General features: G+C 47.5%; 2 protein-coding genes. Both read right to left on the bottom strand.

From position 1 onward, the window contains the following. Window positions 1-540 precede the first annotated feature (540 nt). Window positions 541-2,007, bottom strand: a complete 1,467-nt coding sequence (locus HMPREF3022_RS06640) for a surface lipoprotein assembly modifier (protein WP_049343865.1) — start codon at window positions 2,005-2,007, stop codon at window positions 541-543. A gap of 318 nt (window positions 2,008-2,325) precedes the next feature. Beyond that, on the bottom strand, window positions 2,326-3,210 hold the full coding sequence (locus HMPREF3022_RS06635; protein ID WP_049343863.1) for a Slam-dependent surface lipoprotein: 885 nt from the start codon (window positions 3,208-3,210) through the stop codon (window positions 2,326-2,328). Window positions 3,211-3,589 lie beyond the last annotated feature (379 nt).

The following is a 3,589-nucleotide window of genomic DNA, read 5'->3' as shown; positions in this document are numbered from 1 at the left end:
AGGCCGTCTGAAAAACCTTTCAGACGGCCTTTTACTTTTAAATTTTGTAAGTGATTGTACTACTGAGCAAAACAGGAGTTAGCAGGCTAAAATACTAGCGTTATGAATTTAACATAATATAAATTATTTTCTTTTTTCCTATTATTCTACAAATTCCGCTTATTGTTCCTATATGTCAAATGAGAATTAATGATACTCTAGAGAGTGTGCTCATAGTACTCCAATTTTTAGTATAAAATCAATAGGTTTTAAGAGAAACTTGGCTATTTAATTTTACCTTACCTCTACTTCCTAATTTATTGTGTAGTGGAGTAGGAGAGATATAAGAATACCAAGTACCATCAAACTCTTGTGAAACAAGAAAGTGTAGGGGATAGCTAATTTATACTGCAAAGGCCGTCTGAAACATTAAGTTCAGACGGCCTATTTGCAAATTTTTTTAGCAAGTTGATAAGTTAAACTGTAAGAAATTTGCGAGTTAATCACATTATGAATATAAGATAATAATCTTACAAGAGATCATCTGGCTGACCTTTAATTTCAAAACCTATGCTCTATTTTAATTAGAAATTCATTCCGTTTATAGCGATTTAGCCAGGACGAGCTTTTGTTGTCAGTGTGTTTTACGGTGAGGATGGGTACGAAGCCGCGGAGGAAAGGGCGATCGAATTTGATGTCCAACTGGTAGGTGCGTTCGAAATCACGGCGGCGGGTTTCCAGCCAGGCATGGTAATCCTGATAGGCTGTTTTGCGCCAGATTGCCTGAAAGGTGGCGTCGATGCCGGATTCGAAACGTTTATTGACGCCCGCGCGCAGGCCGTGCCGGCGGTAGGAATCCACTTTTTCGCGGCTGTTTTTGCGCAGGTAGTCGTAGCCGCCGAATACCAGCCAGTCTTTCGGCAGGGCGTAGATGGCGGTGGTGAACAGAAGCGTCTGCGGGCCGTTGAAATGTTTTAATTCACCGCGGTAGCGGTCGTATTTGTGGTCGAGCTGCACGCCCAGCGAGGCTTGGTCGGAAAAGGTGCGGCTGTATGCCGTGCTGATGCCGGCGCTGCTGTCGCGCAGTTTCCCGCCCGACCATTCGTATTGCACCTGCGGGCCGATACTGAAGGAATGGTCTTTGCTCTGAAAACTGTAAGCGGGGCTGACGTTGATATTGTGTTCGCCGTATTCTTTGTTGCCGGGATAGAGCCGGCCCCATGCGTAGCCGCCCAGTTGCAGGCCGTGGTGGCCGTTGAGCGAAATGCGTCTGCTTAAGTTGGCTTCATATACCCACATCCGGTTTTTCAACGCATCGGGCGCGTAGGCGTCAAGCTGTTCGTTGCGGCAGGACAGCATTCCGGCATCGTCCAGAATCGGCTGCCCGTTCGAATCGAAACCGCAGCTTGTCTGATTGCGGACAACCGTCGTGCCCGACGACTGGTTTAAGTTGGTGTCGTAACCCGCGCCGAACGAAACCGAGCCGCTCCACGCATCGCGTTTCTTCAAAGCGTCGGCAAACACTTTGATTTTCTCATTGACGGCGGGCACTTCGGGAATATCGATGCCGTCGAACAATGCCGCCGATTCTTTGTTTTGTTTGTCTATAAACAGCAGCCGCGCCAAATCCAGGCGGCCGCGCAGAAATTCGGGATTTTTGCGGTAAAGCTCGCGGTATTTCGCCAGCGCGGCCTCCAAATCGTCGCGGGACACCGCCTGATTGGCCTCGGCAAACAGCACTATATCGGGGTCGTAATCATCCTGACGGCGGTAAATGTCTAACAGCCGAGCCGTTTCCTCTTCGTTTTGCGCGTTGACCGCCTTCATCAGCGACAACGCCAAATCTTCGCCGTCCTGCACTTCTCCCGCGCCGAATTCGATCGCCGTATTGTCCGCTTCGTTCCTTTCCTGCTGAGCGCGGCGGAGTTCCGTTCCCTGTTTGAGCTGCATGAAGCGGTCTTCCCTGTCGTCGGCAAACGCGTGGGGCAGCAGGCTGATAAAAAAGGGAAGGAGCAAAAGGCGTTTCATAAAATTCTTTCCTGTGTATCGGGCGGCTTTGTTTTTCAGACGACCTTTTCAAAGAAAAACTGACATTTCATCTTTACCGGGCAGAGCATTTTTTTATTTGAATGACGGGTCGTCTGAAAATGAGCTTCTCAAGCCCATCGAAACAGCACGCCTTCAAACTCACGGGCCGTTCGAAAAATACCGGCTTAAACGCATTGCGAAGCCCGATATTTCCGAACGGCCCTGTACGATGTGCATTGTGTGTCGGATGATTTGTGTTTTATAGGCGGACGGAATGGGAAACGACAAAAACCGTCCGCCTTATCGCATTATGATTCATTATTTGCCGATTTTCGTACCGCCAAAGGCAGTGTTATAGGCATGGTTTCGACCAAAATCAGCCACGCCCGCAATCGCTGCGCCTTGATTGCCGAAGAAATGACCGTGGGTCGTACCGGCCACTTTGTTTGCCGTAGCTGTACCGGAGAAGGAAGCCTGAGCCGTATTAATCGTGGCATTGTTGATGGCGACATTCAAACCTGCGCGTTCCATTTCTCCGTTCAGCGTTCGCTTACCGAAATCAGCTTTCAACGTACCGTTTAAGAGGGCTGTATTTTGCGTATGATATTGGTTGATACCCTTAACCGTATAAGTGGCAGTACCCGTAGTCGGCAGATTGGTGGTTCGACCCGTGCCGCTATAGAAGGCAGTGTAATTCGTACCTTTTGTACCGACAGCCGCACCGGAAGGAACGGCAGACCAGTCGCCGAAGTAAACATCCATATTACCGACTTTGGAATAAGACAGACGGCCCAAATGGGAATGGTCGGGCATTTTGGGAATCAGATGCCATGCACCGTTCATCCGATACAGATTGGCAACAGTAACGCCGTTTTTGTCTTTACCCAAAATACCGTGAGCAAACGTTTTAACAAAATATTTGTTCGCTGTCGCATCGATTTTAGCAAAAGAGACAGGCTTGTTATTGGCAATACCTTTCTCTGGAGTTCCTGAGACAGCCTTGGTATCGCTAACAAAAATGGAAGCTTTACCTTTATGCTCACCTTCGTTTTCAAGAGTAACACCAATATGCTTTACCCCTTCGACTTGAATCGATTCGGTCGTCGCACCAGTCGGGTTGGCTTGAAAACCTTTAGGTAGTGCAAACACAGAAGAAGCAGCAAACGCAACACTCAATACCGCAACGGTTTTTACGAGTTCCATAATTCACTCCAAAATAAAAATTTACAAAATCAACAAACTTTCTCAAGAAGAACCTGGATTAATCTTACAAATTCGCCCTCTTGGAAAAGCAAAGTAAGTATATTCCCATTTTTATAAAATAAAAACGGAAATTATTATCATTTATGATAATTTACATTTTACTAATATTAGAATTTTGATAATTGCATCCTGAAACTATTTTAGAACTTACCTGTAATCCCTATCCTGACCGTTCTGCCCGGTGCAGGCAGATAGGAGCGGCTCATCGGGTCGAGGTAGTAGCGGTTGGTCAGGTTGCTGCCCACCAGCTCGGCAGTCAGGTTTTTGCCGATTTTGTAGCGCAGGTAGGCGTCCCATACGGCGACAGGCTGCCAACGCA

It is taken from the genome of Neisseria sp. HMSC065C04, assembly GCF_001815375.1.
Classification (GTDB): Bacteria; Pseudomonadota; Gammaproteobacteria; order Burkholderiales; family Neisseriaceae; genus Neisseria; species Neisseria flavescens_D.
The sequence above is the reverse complement of the archived record's forward strand: the minus strand, read 5'-3'. Positions and strand labels throughout refer to the sequence as shown.

Bases quoted from the DNA above. Each gene is read 5' to 3' on its own strand.
- HMPREF3022_RS06640 (WP_049343865.1), bottom strand. From the start codon at position 2,007: ATGAAACGCCTTTTGCTCCTTCCCTTTTTTATCAGCCTGCTGCCCCAC.
- HMPREF3022_RS06635 (WP_049343863.1), bottom strand. From the start codon at position 3,210: ATGGAACTCGTAAAAACCGTTGCGGTATTGAGTGTTGCGTTTGCTGCT.